Source organism: Pseudonocardia broussonetiae, assembly GCF_013155125.1.
Taxonomy (GTDB): domain Bacteria; phylum Actinomycetota; class Actinomycetes; order Mycobacteriales; family Pseudonocardiaceae; genus Pseudonocardia; species Pseudonocardia broussonetiae.
Map to the genome: position 1 here is coordinate 6,226,507 of NZ_CP053564.1, position 17,439 is coordinate 6,243,945.

The window sequence follows — 17,439 nt, forward strand, 5'->3', positions numbered from 1 at the left end:
GCTCAGCCCAGGCAGCCCGGCCCGAGCAGGGCCTTCAGGTCGCCCATCAGCGCCGAGGACTGGGTGACCTTCAGCCCGTCGTCGAGCTTCCAGACCTTCGTGCCGCTGCCCCCGACCAGCGCGAGGTGCACCTCGGAGCTGCCGGGGTGGTGCGAGAGCACCTCCTTGAGCCGCGACACCCGCTGCGGGGTGACGAGCTCGGTGCGCATGCTCACCTTCACCGGGGCCGCCGGACCGCCGTTGGCGACGGTGAGGTCGGGCACCGCGAGGTCGTTGACGATCAGGGACACGCGGTCGTCGCGCCGGTTGACCCGGCACTTGAGCAGCACGATCGCGTCCTCCGCGACGTCGACGCCGACCACCTGGTAGCAGCGCGGGAAGAACAGGACCTCGATCCCGCCCGCGAGGTCCTCCAGCTGCGCCGACGCCCACGGCTCGCCGTTCTTGTTCACCCGCCGGTTGACCCCGGCGAGGATGCCGCCGACGGTGACCTGGTGGCCGTCGGGCACCGTGCCCTCGACGATCGCCGAGATCGGGGTGTCGGTCTTCGCCGTCAGCACCGACTCGACGCCGTGCAGCGGGTGCCCGGACACGTAGAGGCCGAGCATCTCGCGCTCGACGGCGAGCTTGTGCTTGGTGTCCCACTCGTCGTCGGAGACCTTGACGTCGAACACCGAGTCGAGCTCGGAGGGGCCCGACCCGTCCATCGACCCGAACAGGTCGAACTGGCCCATCGACGCGGCCTTCTTGGTGCTCATCACGGCGTCGATCGCGTCGGCGTGCACGAGCAGCAGGCCCTTGCGGGTGTGCCCGAGCGAGTCGAACGCGCCCGCCTTGATCAGCGACTCGATGACCTTCTTGTTGCAGACGACGGCGTCGACCTTGCGCAGGAAGTCGGAGAAGTCGGTGAAGTCGCCCTTCTCCTTGCGGGCCTTGACGATCGCGTCGACGACGTTGACGCCGACGTTGCGGATGCCGCCCAGGCCGAACCGGATGTCGGTGCCGACGGGCGCGAAGTTGCGGACCGACTCGTTGACGTCGGGCGCGAGCACCGTGATGCCCATGCGGCGGCACTCGGCCAGGTAGACCGCGGCCTTGTCCTTGTCGTCGCGCACCGACGTGAGCACGCCGGACATGTACTCGGCCGGGTAGTTGGCCTTGAGGTACGCCGTCCAGTAGGAGACGACGCCGTAGGCGGCGGAGTGCGCGCGGTTGAAGGCGTAGTCGGAGAACGGGAGCAGGATGTCCCAGAGCGTCTTGACCGCGGCCGCGGAGTAGCCGTTGTCCTTCATGCCCTGCGCGAAGCCGGCGTACTCCTTGTCGAGGATCTCCTTCTTCTTCTTGCCCATCGCGCGGCGCAGCAGGTCGGCCTTGCCGAGCGTGTAGCCGGCCAGGACCTGCGCGATCGCCATGACCTGTTCCTGGTAGACGATCAGGCCGTAGGTCTCGCCGAGCACCTCCTTGAGCGGCTCCTCCAGCTCGGGGTGGATCGGCGTGACCGGCTGCCGCCCGTTCTTGCGGTCGGCGTAGTCGTTGTGCGCGTTGGCGCCCATCGGGCCGGGGCGGTACAGCGCGCCGACCGCGGAGATGTCGTCGAACTCGGTGGGCGCCATGCGGCGCAGCAGGTCGCGCATCGGGCCGCCGTCGAGCTGGAACACCCCGAGCGTCTCGCCCTTGGACAGCAGCTCGTAGGTCTTCGGGTCGTCGAGCCCGACGTCCTCGATGACGAGCTTCGGCTTGCCGTTGAGCTCGATGTTCTCCAGCGCGTCGTCGATGATCGTGAGGTTGCGCAGGCCCAGGAAGTCCATCTTGAGCAGCCCGAGCGTCTCGCAGGCGCCCATGTCGAACTGCGTGATGATGGCGCCGTCGGCCTCGCGGCGCTGGATCGGGATGACGTCGATCAGCGGCTTGCTCGACATGATCACGCCCGCCGCGTGCACGCCCCACTGCCGCTTGAGGCCCTCCAGGCCCCGGGCGGTGTCGATGATCTCCTTGACCTGCGGGTCGACGTCGTAGAGCGCGCGGACCTCGGTGGCCTCGGAGTAGCGCTTGTGCGTGGGGTCGAACACGCCCGAGAGCGGGATGTCCTTGCCCATGATCGCGGGCGGCATCGCCTTGGTGATCCGGTCGGCGACGGCGTAGCCGGGCTGCCCGAACAGCACGCGCGCCGAGTCCTTGATCGCGGCCTTCGCCTTGATCGTGGAGTAGGTGATGATCTGCGCGATCCGGTCCTCGCCGTACTTCTCCGTGGTGTAGCGGATCATCTCGCCACGCCGGCGCTCGTCGAAGTCCATGTCGATGTCGGGCATCGAGATGCGCTCGGGGTTGAGGAACCGCTCGAAGAGCAGCTTGTGGTGGATCGGGTCGAGGTCGGTGATGCCCAGGGCGTACGCGACGAGCGAGCCGGCGGCGGACCCGCGGCCGGGGCCGCAGCGGATGCCGACCTTCTTCGCGTGCTGGATCAGGTCGGCCGTGACCAGGAAGTAGCCCGGGAAGCCCATCTGGATGATGACGCCGACCTCGTAGTCGACCTGCGTGCGGTACTGGTCGGTGATGCCGTTCGGGAAGCGGTTGTGCATCCCCCGCTCGACCTCTTTGACCAGCCAGCTCTCCTCCGACTCGCCCTCGGGCACGGGCGCCCGGGGCATGAGGTCCTGCCCCTCGGTGAAGTGGACGTCGACCCGCTCGGCGATCGCGAGGGTGTTGTCGCACGCCTCCGGGAAGGCGTCGTCCCACTGGGCCCGCATCTCGGCCGGGCTCTTGAGGTAGAAGTCCTGGGCGTCGAACTTGAACCGGTTGGGGTCGGCGAGGGTCTTGCCGGTCTGCACGCACAGCAGCACCTCGTGCGGCTTCGCGTCCTCGGCGTAGGTGTAGTGCAGGTCGTTCGTGGCGAGGCCCGGCAGCTCGAGCTGCTTCTTGAGCCGGTGCAGGTCGTCGCGGACGCGGCGCTCGATCTCGATGCCGTGGTCCATCAGCTCGCAGAAGAAGTTGTCCTTGCCGAAGATGTCGCGGTAGTCGCTCGCGGCCTGGACGGCGGCGTCGTACTTGTCCTGCTGCAGCAGCCGCTGGACCTCGCCGGAGGGGCAGCCGGTGGTGGCGATGATCCCCTTGCCGTAGGTCTCCAGCAGCTCGCGGTCCATGCGGGGCTTGTAGTAGTAGCCCTCGAGCGAGGCCAGCGACGAGAGCCGGAAGAGGTTGTGCATCCCCTCGTTGTTCTCGGCCAGCAGCGTCATGTGGGTGTACATCTCGCCGGGGTTGTCGGTGTCGTCCGCCCCCGACGCGCCCCTGGCCAGCACGGCGCGCTTGCGCTCGTGGCGGCTGCCCGGGGCGAGGTAGCCCTCCATGCCGATGATCGGCTTGACGCCCGCGGCCTTGGCCTTGCGCCAGAACTCGTAGGCGCCGAACACGTTGCCGTGGTCGGTCATCGCCAGCGCGGGCATCTCCATCCGCGCGGCTTCCTTGAACAGGTCGTCCAGCCGCGCGGCCCCGTCGAGCATCGAGAACTCGGTGTGGGTGTGGAGGTGGACGAAGCTGTCGCCGGAACCGGACATCGGAGTGGGGAGCTCCCTCCTGGCGCGGCCCGCGGGACCGCGCTCGTGCACTGGACTCGACCCCCGCGCCGCCCGCTCGCGGCGGCCCGGGGATCGGCTCAGGTTAACCCCGCCCACCGACAGTTCCGGCCCACCCTCGGGGGTGAGCGCCGAACGCGCTGCTCACTCCCGGCGGGCGGCGTGTCGGCCCGCCAGGAGGCCCTGAGGGGGGCCGGTGGGACGTCAGGCGGCGCGCACCGCCCCGGCCTCGCGACGGCCCAGCAGCCGCTCGTAGATGCCCTCGAACGTGCTCAGCGTGCCGCTCAGCTCGTGCGCGGCCACCATCTCACGGCTGGCCGCCCCCATCCGGCGACGCATGTCGGCGTCGCCGACCAGCGCGGCGAGGCGCGTGGTGAGCTCCGGGACGTCACCGGGGGTGAAGAGCCAGCCGTTGCGGCCCGGGCGGACCAGGTGCGGCAGCGCCATCGCGTTCGCCGCGATCACCGGGGTGCCCGCGGCCATCGCCTCGAGGGTGACCAGGCTCTGCAGCTCGGCGATGCCGGGCATGCAGAACACCGAGGCGCGGCGGTAGGCGGCGACGAGCTCCTCCTCGGAGACGAAGCCACGGAAGCGCGTGCGGGTGCCGATGCCGAGCTCGGCGGCCAGGCCCGTCCACTCCTCGCGCATGACGCCCTCGCCGATGACCTCCAGCTCGGCGCGGGTGCCCGCGGGCAGCGCGGCGAAGGCGCGCAGCAGTTCGTCGACCCGCTTCTCCTGGTCCATCCGGCCGACGAACAGCACGGTGGTCGGCGCGGCCGGGTCGGGCTCGCCGCCCCGGTACTTGGCGGCGTCGATGCCGCAGGACACGGCCAGCGAGCCCGTCATGCCGGTGGCCTTCTCCATCAGCTCGACCGCGCGCGGCGTCGGCGCGGTGACGACGTCGGCGTGCCGGTAGATCAGGTGCATGTCCCACCAGCCGATCTTCGTGACCGGCTTCTGCAGGACCTTCGGCACGCGGGCGTGCCCGACCAGGTTCTCGGGCATGAAGTGGTTGGTCGCGACGATCGGCGTGCCGGCGGCGCGGGCGGCGTGCACCAGGCCGCGCCCGACCGGGAAGTGGCCCTGCACGTGCAGGACGTCCGGGGCGATCTCGGCGAACAGCCGCGCGGTGCGCGGGCGCGTGGTCCACGGCCAGGCCACGCGGAACGTGGGGTGGCTGAACCAGCGGTGCGACTTGACCGTGTGCACGACCACGCCGTCCTCCTCGCGGACCGCGCCCGGGCCGTCGTGCGACGGGGCGACGACGTGCACCTCGTGGCCCCGCTCGACGAGCCCGGCGGCGAGGCGCGAGGAGAAGCGCGACAGGCCGTTGACGTCGGGGGCGTAGGTGTCGGCACCGATCAGGATGCGCAGCGGCTTCACGGGGAGGGATCCTCTCGGGTGCGGTCGGGGGAGCCGACGCGTCTTCAGGGGCGGGGGGCGGGCCGCGGCACCGCGGCGTGGTCGTCGGAGAGAGCGGTGTCGGACCGGGCGGCGATCGCGGCGGCGCGGGCCTGGGCCCGGGCGCGGCGGGCGTCGGGGTGGTAGCGGGCCAGGGAGACGACCCCGGCCGCGGCCGCGGCGGCGCAGCCGAGCAGGACCACGGCGGCGGCGCCCGACGTCGCGGGCCCCTCGCCGAGCAGGAGGATGCCCAGCAGCACCGCGACGATGGGGTCGACGACGGTGAGGCAGGCGATGACCACCTCCGGCGGCCCGGACGCGAACCCCTGCTGGATGAGCCAGCCGCCCACGAGCAGGGCGAGCCCGATGCCGGCGGCGGTGCCGAGCAGGCGGGGGTCGGTCCAGGCGACGAGCCCGGTGGTGATCTGCAGCGACAGCGCCCGCACCAGCGCGGACACCAGCCCGAACGCGACGGCGCCCGCGGTGACGTAGGCGACGCAGCGCCGCCAGCCGCGGGTGAACGCGGCGACCAGCACGAGCACGAGCACCAGCGCGAGGCTGATCCCGCCCGCGATGAGCGTGGCGAAGTCGGGCACGCGGGTGGAGCTCGTGGAGTTCGCCGCGATCGAGACGAACGCCGCGACGCCCGCGACGCTCAGCGCCACCCCGAGCAGCACCCCCTGCCCCGGCCGTTCCCGCGTGCGCCGGGCGGTGAGCAGCACCGCGATCGGCACGGCGAGGACGCCGATGGGCTGGACGACCGACAGCGGGCTCAGGACGAGCGCGACGGCGTGCAGGCCGGAGCCCGCTCCCGCCGCGGCGAGCCCGAGCAGCCAGCCCGGGCGGCTGACCAGCGCCCGGAACGCCGACAGCCCGAGGCGGCTGCCGTCGGTGGAGACGCCGTCGACGGCGTCGTGCTGCAGGGTGGCGGCCACCGCGAAGCACGCGGCCGCGACGACCGCGAGCGCGATGGCGGGCGAGGACGCCAGGAGGGTGGGGGTCACGCCGCACCCCGGCCCCGGACGCGCGACACCCGGGCGACGACCGGCGCGCCGAGGGCGCAGCGGCCCCCCGCCGGTGCGGCCGTGACCGCGGACCTACCGATCGTCGTCATGATCCCACCGTGGCATCCCGGAGCTGAGACAGGCATCAGGATCACTACCGAGTGGCCTCGGGGGTTACCCCGAAACCACGAGCCGCGGCAGTGTTCTCCGACTCGTGGCCCCGCCGACGCCTGACCGTGATCCGGCCGTAGCATTCACGGCCGGCTGCCCGCGGAACCAGGTGGCCACCTACACTCCGCGCGGTGGCCAGCCTCCCCTCCGCTTCGCGCTCGGAGCGTCTGCCGGGCCGTCGTCACGAGGTGGACCTCCCGACGGGAATGGTCCCGTACAGGACGTACGGCGACGTCACCGCCCCCGCGGTGGTCCTGCTGCACGGTCTCCGCGGCGACCACCACGGCCTCGAACCGATCGTCTCGCACCTGTCCGGGCTCCACCTCGTGGTGCCCGACCTCCCCGGATTCGGTGAGGCGCCTCCGCTCTCGTCCGGGCGCCACGACCTGCGCGGATACGCCGATTGGACCAGTGCTTTCCTCCGTGCGGTCGCACCCGGCGCGGCGCTGCTCGGGCACTCGTTCGGCTCGATCGTCGCCTCCGCCGCGGTCGCCGAGGGGCTGCCGGTGCGCGCGCTCGTCCTCGTCACCCCGATCGCCGGGTCGGCACTGGCCGGGCCGCGCCAGGTGATGACCCGCGCCACCGTGCTCGTGCACCGGCTGTGCGCCGCGCTGCCCGAGCGCGTCGGCACCGCGGTGCTGCGCAGCCGCCTGTTCACCCGCGTCGCGAGCGTCGCCATGGTGAAGACGCCCGACCGGGCCCTGCGCCGCTGGATCCACGCCGAGCACGACCGGTACTTCGGCGGGTTCGCCGACCGGCGCGTGCTGCTGGAGGCGTTCGGGGCGTCGGTGTCGCACGGGGTCGACGAGTCGGCCGCCCGGATCACGGTGCCGACGCTGCTCATCGGCACCGCGCTCGACGACATCACGACCCCCGCCGAGCAGGAGCGCCTCGCCGCGGTGTTCCCGGACGCGCGGCTGGAGATGATCGACGGCACCGGGCACCTGGTCCACTACGAGAAGCCCGCCGCGGTGGCCGCGCTGATCAGGGAGTTCCTGGCGTGAGGATCGCCGTCGACTGCCGCTACGTGCGCACCGACCGGCACGACGGCATCAGCCGCTACACCGCGGCGCTGGTGGCCGAGCTCGCCGAGCTGCACCCCGTCACCATGATCATCTCCGACCCCCGCCAGCTGGGGATGCTCCCCGACCTGCCCTCGTTCCGGGTGAGCGCGCCGACGAGCGTGCGCGAGCCGCTGGTGGCGCGCCAGGTCAACCGCCTCGCCCCGGACGTCGTGTTCAGCCCGATGCAGACGATGGGCACCTGGGGCCGCCGCTACGGCCTCGTGCTGACGCTGCACGACCTCATCTACTACCGGCACACCACTCCCCCGCGCGACCTGCCCGCGCCGATCCGGGTGCTCTGGCGGCTCTACCACCTGGCGTGGTGGCCGCAGCGGGTGCTGCTGAACCGCGCGGACGCGGTCGTCACGGTCTCCGACACGACGGCCGGTCTGATCGCGGCGCACCGGCTCACGGAGCGCCCGGTGACGGTGGTGCCGAACGCGGCCGACCCCCTCCCGGACGCCCCCTCGACGCCCGGGCGCCGGCTGGTCTACATGGGCTCGTTCATGCCCTACAAGAACGTCGACGTGCTGGTCAGGGCGGCCGCGGCGCTGCCCGACCACGAGCTGCACCTGATGAGCCGGGTCACGCCCGCCGAGCGCGCGCGGCTGCAGGCGCTGGCGCCGGGGGCGCGGCTGGTGTTCCACGACGGCGCGTCCGACGAGGAGTACGCCGCGGCGCTGCGCGGGGCCACGGCGCTCGTGTCCGCCTCGCGCGACGAGGGCTTCGGCATCCCGCTCGTGGAGGCGATGGGCGTCGGCACGCCGGTGGTGGTGAGCGACATCCCGGTGTTCCGGGAGGTCGGCGCCGACGCGGGGGCCTACGTCGACCCGGACGACGTCGACGGCTTCGTGGCCGCGGTCCGCGCCCTCGACGACGCGGGCGAGCACGCCCGCCGCTCGGCCGCCGCCCGCACCCGGGCCGCGCACTACAGCTGGGCCGCGAGCGCCCGCACCCTGCTCGACCTGCTGGAACGCACGGCGAAGGCCCGCGGCTAGGAGCCCGCTGAACAACTCGGGCCTACTGCGCGACGCCCAGGCGGCGCCCTCGCGGCGTTGGGCGGATGCGTCGATACAACAGCGGTATCGCCGCATCCGCCCGCCTGGCGATGACACCACCTGGACGCCGCTCGCTACGGCCGGAGTTCTTCAGCACCCTCCTAGGGCACCTCGCCGTCGTCGGGCAGCGGGTCGGCCGCGTCGGTCTGCTCGGGCAGCAGGGGGGCCAGTGCCAGCTCGACCGGCCGGGCGTCGGAGGGGGCCGCCTGCACCGCGCGCACGCCGTCGCGCCCGTCCAGGGCCTCCAGCGCCGCCCGGTCGCCGCGCACGACGAGCGCGGCGACGCACGGGCATGCGGGGTCGGCCAGCGCCGCGGCCTCCGCGGCGGCGACCGCGCCCGGCCGTCCGGTCAGCCGCCCGGCCGCGGCCTCGGCGTCGGCGCGGGCCCGTTCGCGGGCCAGGTCGACGGTCCCGCCCAGCGGCTCGAACCGCAGGGCCGTCTGCACCCGGTCGAGCGGCACGCGGAGCACGGCGGTGACCGGCTGCGTCCCGTCGACGGCGGCCAGCGCCTGCGGCCCGGTCAGGCCGCGCCCGAACTGCACCAGCGCGTAGGCCTGCTCCCCCGGCGCGGGCAGCTCGGCGGGCAGGCGCGCGAGGTAGGCGTCGACGGCCTCACCGGCGTCGGGCCCCAGCCGCACGCTGCCCGGCGCCGGACCGGGCTCGACAGGCGCGAAGCGCGAGCCCGCGTACCAGGCCGTGAGCAGCACGACCACCGCGCAGACCGCGAGGACGACGACCCGGCGCCTCACTCGCGCAGCAGGTCCAGGGCGCGCGCGAGGTCGGCCGGGTAGGGGCTGACGTAGGACACCCACCGCCCGTCACCGGGGTGCTCGAAGCCGAGCTCGTGCGCGTGCAGCCACTGCCGCTCGAGCTTGAGCCGCTTGGCGAGCGTCGGGTCGGCGCCGTAGGCGAGGTCGCCGACGCACGGGTGGCGCAGCGCCGAGAGGTGCACGCGGATCTGGTGGGTGCGGCCGGTCTCCAGCCGCACGTCGAGCAGCGACGCGGCGCGGAACGCCTCGATCGTGTCGTAGTGCGTGACGCTCGGCTTGCCCCCGGCGACCACCGCGAAGCGGTAGTCGTGCTTGGGGTGGCGGTCGATCGGGGCGTCGATCGTGCCGCTGCTCGGGTCGGGGTGGCCCTGCGCGACGGCGTGGTAGCGCTTGCTGACCGTGCGCTCCTTGAACGCCCGCTTGAGCACCGTGTACGCGTGCTCGGAGGTGGCGACGACCATCACGCCGGTGGTGCCGACGTCGAGCCGGTGCACGATGCCCTGGCGCTCCTCGGCGCCGGAGGTCGAGACGCGGTAGCCCAGCGCGGCGAGCCCGCCGACGACCGTGGGCCCGGTCCAGCCGGGGCTCGGGTGCGCGGCGACGCCCACCGGCTTGTCCACCACGACGATGTCGTCGTCGGCGTGCAGCACGGTGAGGCCGTTCACGACCTCGGCGGGCGCGGCGATCGTCGTCGGCGCCTCGGGCTCGGGGAGGCTGACCTCCAGCCAGGCCCCGGCGACGAGCCGGTCGGACTTGCCGGCGGCCCGGCCGTCGACCTCGACCCGCCCGTCCTCGGCCAGCGACGCGACGACCGTGCGGGAGAGACCGAGCAGACGCGCGAGGCCGGCGTCGACGCGCATCCCGTCGAGACCGTCGGGGACGGGGAGGCTGCGGAGGTCACTCACCGGCGCCGCCCTCCTTCGACTCCTTCTGCGATTCCTTCTTCGACGGCGTGCGCGTCCCGTCGAGCTCCCGGCCGAGCAGCGCCAGGACGACGAGCAGCCCACCGCCGCAGACGATCGAGGAGTCGGCCAGGTTGAACACCGGGAAGACGCGGCCGTCGGGCGCGAACGGCGACACGAGGTCGACGACGTGGCCCTGCAGCGGCCCGGGGGCGCGGAAGATCCGGTCGGTGAGGTTGCCCAGCGCGCCGCCGAGGATGAGCCCCAGCGCGACCGCCCAGCCGGTGGAGCGCAGCTTCCGCGACACCCGGATGATCACGACGACGACGCCGAGCGCGATCAGCGACAGCACCCACGTGTAGCCCGTGGCCAGGGAGAACGCCGCGCCCGGGTTGCGCACGAGCTGCAGGTTGATCAGCCCGCCGAGCAGCTCGACCGGCTCCCGGCCCTCCAGCAGCGCCACGCCGACGACCTTGGTGGCGATGTCGGCGGCCAGGATCAGGACCGCGATGAGGGCGAGCAGCCGGACGCGGGGGGCGGTGGAGGGGGCACTCACGCCTCCAGTCTCCCCTACTGCGACTTCCCGTCGCGCCAGCGGGCCAGCCGCCCGGAGGCGTCGACGGCGCGGATGCGCTCCTCCACCGCGTTGCGGACGCCCGAGGCCGCCACGACGAGCAGCTGGTCGCGCTCGCGCAGCCGCGTCCCGCCGTCGGGGGTGAAGGCGTGGTCGTCGCGGACGACGAGGCTGACGGTGGCCCCGCCCGGCAGCCGCAGCTCGCGCACGTAGACCCCGCGCAGGTGCGAGCCGTCCGGGATGCGCACCTGGATGAGGTCGGCGCCCAGCTCGTCCAGGGGCGCGGCGTCGACCTCGATCCGCTGCGTCCCGACCCCCTGCGCCACCCCCAGCATCCGCGCGACCACCGGCAGCGTCGTGCCCTGCAGCAGCGTCAGCGCGACGACCAGCACGAACACGACGTCGACGAGCCGCGCCGCGCTGGGCGCGCCCTCCGTCACCGCGATGAGGGCGAGCACGATGGGCACCGCGCCGCGCAGCCCCGACCACGACAGGAACGCCTGCTCGCGCCAGGGCACCCGGAACGGTGTGGCGGCCGCGATCACCGACAGCGGGCGCGCCGCCAGCAGCAGGACGAGGCCCGCGATCAGCGCCGGCCCGAGCGCGTCGACCAGACGCTCGGGCGAGGCGTAGAGGCCCAGCAGCACGAACAGCCCGATCTGCGCGAGCCAGCCGGTGCCCTCCGCGAACGACTGGACGCCGCCGCGGTGGGGCAGCTCGGAGTTGCCCAGCACGAGCGCGCAGACGTAGGTGGCGAGCAGGCCGGACGCGTGCGCGAACTGGCCGGCGGAGTAGGCGAGCACGCAGACCGCGATGGCGGCGAGCGGGTAGAGGCCGGTGGAGGGCAGCGCGGCCCGGCGCAGCGCCCACGCCCCGCCGAGGCCGAGCAGCACCCCGATCGCGGCGCCGGCGGCGAGCTCGTAGACGACGAGGACGGGCGTCAGCCAGGTGATCGGGTCGTCGGTGGCGAGCAGCAGGACGGCGAGCACGACCGGGGCGTCGTTCATGCCGGACTCGAGCTCCAGCGCCCCGGCCAGGCGTCGCGAGACCCCGACGCCGCGCAGCACGCTGAACACCGCGGCCGCGTCCGTCGACGACAGCACCGCGCCCCACAGGAACGCGGTGCGCCACTCCAGGTCGAGCAGCACGTGCAGCGACACCCCGACCACGCCGATGCTGACGACCACCGCCACCGTCGACAGGGCGATGCCGACGCCGAGCGAGGGCCGCACGGCGTCCCAGCGCGTGGTCAGACCTCCCTCGACGAGGATCAGCACGAGCGCGGCGAGGCCGATCGACTCCGTCAGCAGGGCGTCGGAGAACTCGATGCCGAGGACGGCCTCGCCCAGGAGCACCCCGATGCCGAGGTAGAGCAGCAGCGACGGTAGGCCCACGCGGACCGAGACCCGCACGGCGAGCACGCCGATGAGCACCACAGCGGCCGCGACGCCGAGAAGGATCTCCAGATCGGGCATGTCACCTCCGCTGGAGGCGACTCTAACGACCCCTGCGAGCCGGGCCTCCACAGCGCGCGAGTCGGGCTCTCGTTGCGCGCGAGTCGGGCTCTCACTGCGCGCGAGTCGGGGTCTCGTTGCGCGTGAGTCGGGGTCTCATTGCGCGTGAGTCGGGGTCTCGTTGCGCGTGAGTCGGGGCGGGATCGCGTCGGCGACCGCGAACGGCGGCGCCGCAGCCCGGGGGCACCAAGATCACCGTCTCGGCAGGTTCCGGGCCGTATCGCGTAGGGGTACCTGCCGAGACGGTGATCATGGAGTGCGCGGTGGAGCTCGGGGCTCCCAGACGAGCGTCGCGGCGTGACGGGGGCGCCGCGGCAGGGCGGCCAGCGCCTCGGTCACCGCCGGCTCCCGGTCCGGTGGAAGGCACAGCCGTGCGGTCACCCACGCCGGGTCCTGCTTCGGGGGCGAGGCCCGCTCCCACCGCAGGACCCGCGGGTCGACGCCGAGCTCGGGCAGCACGGCGACGGCGTCGTCGGTGGTCGCGGGCGGCGGGCGGTGCAGGTCGTGGAACCGCACCCAGAGCGGGTCGAGCCAGGCCATCGGGTGCTCGGCGAGCATCTCCACGACGACGCCGCGGCGCGCGGCCGTGGCGAGGGCGCGCAGGAACGGGGGCAGGTCGACGACGTTGTGCAGCACGTGGTGGCTCACCACGACGTCCGCGGTTCCGGCGTCGGGCGCAGCGTCGGGCCAGCGGCCGTGGACGGTCCGGACCGGGATGCCGCGAGCCGCGGCTCCAACGGCGAGGACCTCCAGCATGTCGGCCTGCTGGTCGATCGCGGTGAGGTGGGTGACGGCCCCGGCCAGCGCCAGGGAGGCGACCCCGCCGCCCGCCCCGACGTCGAGGACGGTGCCGCCCGCGCCGAGCAGCTCCAGCGCGGCGCGGCGGGAGGGCGTGTCGACGGGCACCTCGGGCGCGACGAAGTACGACGGGTCGTGCAGCCAGGGCGATGCGGGCGCCCGCGCCAGGATCTCCGGCGGGATCCCCCGCCCCTCCTGCCGTCGCGCCCACCGCCCCGCCGCCGCCTCCCCGCCCACGACCCCACCCAACACCACGACCCCGCTAGTCGGGGTGTGGCTGCGCGCGAGTCGGGGTGTGGTTGCGCGCGAGTCGGGGTGTCGTTGCGCGCGAGTCGGGGCGTGACTGCGCGAGTCGGGGCGCCCCCGCGCGAGTTCGCCGCTCAGGCCCGGCGAATTTGCCCTCCATGCCGGCGAGTTGGCCGCTCAGGCTCGGCGAGTTGGTCGCTCACCCCGGCGAGTTTGCCGCTTCAGCCCGGCGAGTTGCCCGCTCAAGCTCGGCGAGTTCGCCGCCGTGGCCTGGCGAGTTCGCGCTCCGGCCCGGCGAGTTCGCCGCTCAGGCTCGGCGTTCGCCGACCACGCCCGGCAGACCGGCGGTCAGCCCGGGTCCGCCTCTGCGACCCGACTATCTCGGCCTGCGGCTACCGGCACTCCAGGCGCGACACCGATCGCCGTCAGGCCTGGTCGAGCAGCTCGTCCACCGCCGCCCGCACGACCGCGTCGTCACCCCTGATCTCGACGACCTTGTCCCGCCCCCGGGAGCCGCTGACGATCTCGACGTCGCCCCGCCGCACCCCGAACGCCTGGGCCAGTGCCACGACGACGGCCGCGTTCGCCGCCCCGTCGACGGCCCGGGCCCGCACGGACACCAGCAGCGCCCGGCCGCGCGGCCCGTCCCAGGCCCCGCCGACGGTGTCCGCTCGCGCCCCGGGTCGGACCCGCACCGCCACCTTCACCCGCGCCCCCGTGTCCCGACCCCCACCCGCCGCGCCTCTCCGGCCGACTCAGCGAATCGAGGCGGCGAACTCGCAGCGCGTGGTCAGCAAACTCGCGGGGCGTGGTCGGCAAACTCGCCGGGGCGGTGTCCGTCGCACCCAGACCCCGACTCGTTCGCCACCAGACCCCGACTCGCGCGCAGTCACACCCCGACTCGCTCGCAGTGGCACCCCGACTCGCGCGCAGTGGCAGCCCGACTCGCTCGCAGTGACACCCCGACTCGCGCACAGGGAGAGCCCGACTCGCTCGCAGTCAGAGCCCGACTCGCGGGGGTCAGGCGTGCCGCGCCACCTGCACCGCCAGCTGCACCGACTTGCCGTCGGGGGCCGTGACCGCACCCGTCAGCGTCGGCTCCACCACCGCCCCGTACGCGACCGAGGTGGCCAGCACCTCGCCCACCACGAACGCCTGGTGCGTGCGGACCGCGTCGAGGACCGGCTCCGGGGCGTCCAGGACCAGGTCGATCCGGTCGGACACCTCGAGGCCGGCGTCGCGACGGGCCTGCTGCACCACGCGGACGACGTCGCGCGCGGTGCCCTCGGCCGCCAGCTCCGGGGTGACGGCGGTGTCGAGCACGACGAGCCCGGTCGAGCCGGGCAGCGCCGCGGTCTCCCCCGCGTCGGCGGCCACCAGCTTCTCCGTGAACTCGCCGGGCAGCAGCGTGATGCCGCCCGCGGTGACCGTGCCGTCGGCCGCCTGCTCCCACTCCCCCGCCTTCACCGCGCGGATCACCTTCTGCGTGTCGCCGCCCAGGCGCGGCCCGCAGGCGCGGGCGTTGACCGCGATCTCGAACCGGCCGTGCGCGGCGACGTCGGTGGTGAGCACGACGTCCTTGACGTTGACCTCGTCGCGCAGGATGTCGGAGAACGGCTCCATCGACGCCGCGTCGGGCGCGGCCACCGTGAGCGTCGCCAGCGGCAGCCGCACGCGCAGCCCGCGGGCCTTGCGCAGCGACAGCGCCGAGGACGCCACCTGGCGGACGCGGTCCATGGCCGTGACCAGGGCGTCGTCGTGGGGGAGGTCGCCCGACGCCGGCCAGTCGGCGAGGTGCACCGAGCGCCCGCCGGTCAGCCCCTGCCAGATCCGCTCGGTCGTGAGCGGCAGCAGCGGCGCCGCGACGCGCGCGGTCACCTCAAGCACGGTGTGCAGCGTGTCGAGCGCGTCGGCGTCGCCGTCCCAGAACCGCTCGCGCGAGCGGCGCACGTACCAGTTCGTCAGCACCTCGGCGTGGTCGCGCACGTGCTCGCACGCGCCGGCGATGTCGTAGACGTCCAGCGCGGCGGTGACCCGGTCGACGAGCGACGCCGTCTTGGCCAGCACGTACCGGTCCAGGACGTGCGACGAGTCGGTGCGCGTGCTCCCCGTGTGCGAGCCCGCGTAGAGCGAGAGGAAGTACCAGGTGTTCCACAGCGGCAGGATCGCCTGCCGGACGCCCTCGCGGATGCCCTGCTCGGTGACGACGAGGTTGCCGCCGCGCAGGATCGGCGACGCCATGAGGAACCAGCGCATGGCGTCGGAGCCGTCGCGGTCGAACACCTCGTTGACGTCGGGGTAGTTCTTCAGCGACTTCGACATCTTCAGGCCGTCGTCGCCCAGCACGATCCCGTGCGCCACGCACGACCGGAACGAGGGCCGGTCGAACAGCGCGGTGGCCAGCACGTGCAGCGTGTAGAACCAGCCGCGGGTCTGGCCGTTGTACTCGACGATGAAGTCGCCCGGGTAGTGGTGCTCGAACCAGTCGCGGTTCTCGAAGGGGTAGTGCACCTGCGCGAACGGCATCGAGCCCGACTCGAACCAGCAATCGAGCACCTCGGGGACGCGGCGCATGGTCGAGCGGCCCGTGGGGTCGTCCGGGTTGGGACGCGTCAGCTCGTCGACGTAGGGGCGGTGCAGGTCGGTCGGGCGGACGCCGAAGTCGCGCTCGATCTCGTCGAGCGAGCCGTAGACGTCGGTGCGCGGGTAGGCGGGGTCGTCGGACTCCCACACCGGGATCGGCGAGCCCCAGTAGCGGTTGCGGGAGATCGACCAGTCGCGCGCCCCCTCCAGCCACTTGCCGAACTGCCCGTCCTTGACGTGCTCGGGCACCCAGGTGATCTGCTGGTTCAGCTCCACCATCCGGTCGCGGAACGCCGTGACCTGCACGAACCAGGAGTCGACGGCCCGCTGGATCAGCGGGTTGCCGCAGCGCCAGCAGTGCGGGTAGGGGTGGTCGTAGGTCTCGCGGCGCAGCAGCACGCCGTGGGCGTGCGGGGCGCCGTCGCGCAGGTCGGTGATGATGTGGATGTTGGCGTCGAAGACCTGCATGCCCTCGTACGGCGGCACGCGCGAGTCGAACTTCCCGGCGGTGTCGACGGGCACGACCGCCTCGATCCCCGCCGCGTCGGTGACGATCTTGTCCTCCTCGCCGAAGGCCGGCGCGATGTGGACGATGCCGGTGCCGTCCTCGACGGTGACGTAGTCGGCGGCGAGGATGCGGTGGGCGTTCTCGTGGCCGGCGAAGAAGTCGAACGGCGGCGTGTAGGACAGCCCGAGCAGCTCGGAGCCGCGGAACGTCCGCAGGACCTCCGGGTCCTCCCCCAGCTCGCGGGCGTAGGCGCCGACGCGGGCCGCGGCCATCACCCAGCGCTCGCCGTTGGCCGCCAGCAGCACGTACTCGACGTCGGTGTTGACCGCCATGGCCAGGTTGGACGGCAGCGTCCACGGGGTGGTCGTCCAGATGAGGGCGAGCGCGCCGTCCAGGTCGGACCCCGGCGCGGTGAGGCGCAGGCCGACCGTGACGGCGGGGTCCTGCCGGTCGCGGTAGACGTCGTCCATCTTGGTCTCGGTGGCCGAGAGCGGCGTGCCGTCGTGCCAGCAGTACCAGAGGACGCGGAAGCCGGAGTAGACCAGACCCTTGTCCCACAGGGTCTTGAAGGCCCACATGACGCTCTCCATGTAGTCCAGGTCGAGCGTCTTGTAGTCGTTGTCGAAGTCGACCCAGCGGGCCTGGCGGGTGACGTAGTCCTGCCACTCGTCGGTGTAGCGCAGGACGGACTCGCGGCACGCCTCGTTGAAGGCGGCGACGCCCATCTCGTCGATCTCGGTCTTGTCCTTGATCCCGAGCTGCTTCTCGGCCTCGACCTCGGCGGGCAGGCCGTGGGTGTCCCAGCCGAAGCGGCGCTCCACGTGCCTGCCGCGCATCGTCTGGTAGCGCGGGACGACGTCCTTGACGTAGCCGGTCAGCAGGTGGCCGTAGTGCGGCAGGCCGTTGGCGAAGGGCGGGCCGTCGTAGAAGACGAACTCGTTGGCCCCGTTCTCCCCGGCGTCGCGCGCCTCCACGGACGCCACGAACGTGCCGTCCTGCGACCAGAAGTCGAGGACCTCGCGCTCCATCTCGGGGAACGACGGGTGGGCGGGGACGGTGGGGTACCCGGTCATGGGTGGTGCTCCCTGACGTGTGGTCGCTGACGGGTGTCGCCGACGCTGTGTCGCCGTGCGGCACGACTGCTGCCTGCACGGGGACGACGCGAACGCCGCGGTACCACCCCGCTTGCCGCGCACGCGGCGCGACCACTCGTGGTCGGCTGTGACGGGCCGTCCCGTCCGGTTCTACTCCGCGCGGCCGGGGCAGCACGTTTCTTC

General features: G+C 73.3%; 12 protein-coding genes. 2 read left to right on the forward strand and 10 right to left on the reverse strand.

Features of this window, described 5'->3' with window-relative positions; translation table 11 throughout:
* Positions 1 to 2 precede the first annotated feature (2 nt).
* From dnaE to HOP40_RS30250, 3 genes are all read right to left on the reverse strand, one after another.
* On the reverse strand, positions 3 to 3,551 hold the full coding sequence (gene dnaE / locus HOP40_RS30240) for a DNA polymerase III subunit alpha (protein WP_172165420.1): 3,549 nt from the start codon (positions 3,549 to 3,551) through the stop codon (positions 3 to 5).
* Positions 3,552 to 3,773: 222 nt separating this feature from the next.
* Positions 3,774 to 4,952, reverse strand: a complete 1,179-nt coding sequence (locus tag HOP40_RS30245; protein WP_172165423.1) for a glycosyltransferase — start codon at positions 4,950 to 4,952, stop codon at positions 3,774 to 3,776.
* Between the two features lie 44 nt (positions 4,953 to 4,996).
* Complete coding sequence (locus HOP40_RS30250) at positions 4,997 to 5,974, reverse strand: DMT family transporter (protein WP_172165426.1); 978 nt, start codon at positions 5,972 to 5,974, stop codon at positions 4,997 to 4,999.
* Positions 5,975 to 6,351: 377 nt separating this feature from the next.
* Here HOP40_RS30250 and HOP40_RS30255 point away from each other — a divergent pair, with 377 nt between their 5' ends.
* Positions 6,352 to 7,149 (forward strand): alpha/beta fold hydrolase, encoded by a 798-nt coding sequence (locus HOP40_RS30255; protein WP_172165429.1) that lies wholly within the window; start codon positions 6,352 to 6,354, stop codon positions 7,147 to 7,149.
* Positions 7,146 to 8,207 carry a glycosyltransferase family 4 protein gene (locus HOP40_RS30260; protein ID WP_172165432.1) on the forward strand — a complete coding sequence of 354 codons (1,062 nt, stop codon included), beginning with the start codon at positions 7,146 to 7,148 and terminating at the stop codon, positions 8,205 to 8,207. Before HOP40_RS30255 ends, HOP40_RS30260 begins: the two co-directional genes overlap by 4 nt.
* 161 nt (positions 8,208 to 8,368) lie before the next feature.
* Here the strand turns inward: HOP40_RS30260 and HOP40_RS30265 are convergent, their stop codons facing one another.
* The 7 genes from HOP40_RS30265 to ileS form a co-directional block, all read right to left on the reverse strand.
* Positions 8,369 to 9,016: a hypothetical protein gene (locus tag HOP40_RS30265; protein WP_172165435.1), complete on the reverse strand. Its 648-nt coding sequence runs from the start codon at positions 9,014 to 9,016 to the stop codon at positions 8,369 to 8,371.
* Positions 9,013 to 9,897, reverse strand: a complete 885-nt coding sequence (locus HOP40_RS30270; protein ID WP_172169505.1) for an RluA family pseudouridine synthase — start codon at positions 9,895 to 9,897, stop codon at positions 9,013 to 9,015. The genes HOP40_RS30265 and HOP40_RS30270 overlap by 4 nt, the downstream gene beginning before the upstream one ends.
* Before the next feature lie 37 nt (positions 9,898 to 9,934).
* A complete protein-coding gene (gene lspA / locus HOP40_RS30275) occupies positions 9,935 to 10,495 on the reverse strand; it encodes a signal peptidase II (protein WP_240157365.1) in 561 nt (186 codons plus the stop codon).
* 14 nt (positions 10,496 to 10,509) lie between these two features.
* Entirely contained in the window at positions 10,510 to 11,988 is a 1,479-nt protein-coding gene (locus tag HOP40_RS30280; protein WP_172165438.1) for a potassium/proton antiporter, read from the reverse strand.
* A 288-nt stretch (positions 11,989 to 12,276) separates the two neighbouring features.
* Entirely contained in the window at positions 12,277 to 13,062 is a 786-nt protein-coding gene (locus tag HOP40_RS30285; RefSeq protein ID WP_172165441.1) for a class I SAM-dependent methyltransferase, read from the reverse strand.
* A gap of 434 nt (positions 13,063 to 13,496) precedes the next feature.
* Positions 13,497 to 13,766, reverse strand: coding sequence for a DUF167 family protein (locus HOP40_RS30290; RefSeq protein WP_420821773.1), 270 nt, complete (start codon positions 13,764 to 13,766; stop codon positions 13,497 to 13,499).
* A 325-nt stretch (positions 13,767 to 14,091) separates the two neighbouring features.
* Positions 14,092 to 17,235 carry an isoleucine--tRNA ligase gene (gene ileS / locus HOP40_RS30295; RefSeq protein WP_172165447.1) on the reverse strand — a complete coding sequence of 1,048 codons (3,144 nt, stop codon included), beginning with the start codon at positions 17,233 to 17,235 and terminating at the stop codon, positions 14,092 to 14,094.
* Between the last annotated feature and the right edge of the window lie 204 nt (positions 17,236 to 17,439).